Source organism: Streptomyces sp. NRRL F-5727 (assembly GCF_000719555.1).
Classification (GTDB): domain Bacteria; phylum Actinomycetota; class Actinomycetes; order Streptomycetales; family Streptomycetaceae; genus Streptomyces.
The window spans coordinates 1-687 of the sequence record NZ_JOGX01000153.1 but is presented as its reverse complement, the minus strand read 5'-3'; the positions used below and the strand labels follow the sequence as shown (position 1 = coordinate 687).

Sequence of the window (687 nt, the reverse complement as noted above, 5' to 3'; positions counted from 1 at the left end):
CCTGGAGGACTTCCAGAACCTGGAGGGCTGCAACGAGATCCTGAGCCTGACCCGGCCGGACATCGTCGCCTCGGTGCACCGTGAGTACTTCGCGGCGGGCGTGGACTGCGTGGAGACGAACACCTTCGGTGCCAACCACGCGGCGCTGGGGGAGTACGACATCTCCCACCGGGTGTACGAGCTGTCCGAGGCGGGTGCGCGGGTGGCGCGTGAGGTCGCCGACGAGTTCACCGCCGGCGACGGCCGGCAGCGCTGGGTCCTGGGCTCCATCGGCCCGGGCACCAAGCTCCCCACCCTGGGCCACGCCCCGTACACGGTGCTGCGGGACGCGTACCAGCAGAACGCGGAGGGCCTGCTCGTCGGGGGTTCCGACGCGCTGATCGTGGAGACGACCCAGGACCTGCTGCAGACCAAGGCGTCGGTCATCGGCGCGCGCCGCGCGCTGGAGGCGCTCGGTGTGGAGGTGCCGCTCATCGTCTCCGTGACCGTGGAGACCACCGGCACGATGCTTCTGGGGTCGGAGATCGGTGCGGCGCTGACGGCGCTGGAGCCGCTGGGCATCGACATGATCGGCCTGAACTGCGCCACCGGCCCGGCCGAGATGAGCGAGCACCTGCGCTATCTGGCCCGGCACGCCCGGATCCCGTTGTCGGTGATGCCCAACGCGGGCCTGCCGGTCCTCACCTC

The 687-nt window shown here is 70.9% G+C and carries 1 protein-coding gene; it reads left to right on the top strand.

Features of this window, described 5'->3' with window-relative positions; all coding sequences use genetic code 11:
• On the top strand, positions 1–687 hold a 687-nt coding region (locus IF73_RS0137115; RefSeq protein WP_031015954.1), incomplete at both ends, for a homocysteine S-methyltransferase family protein.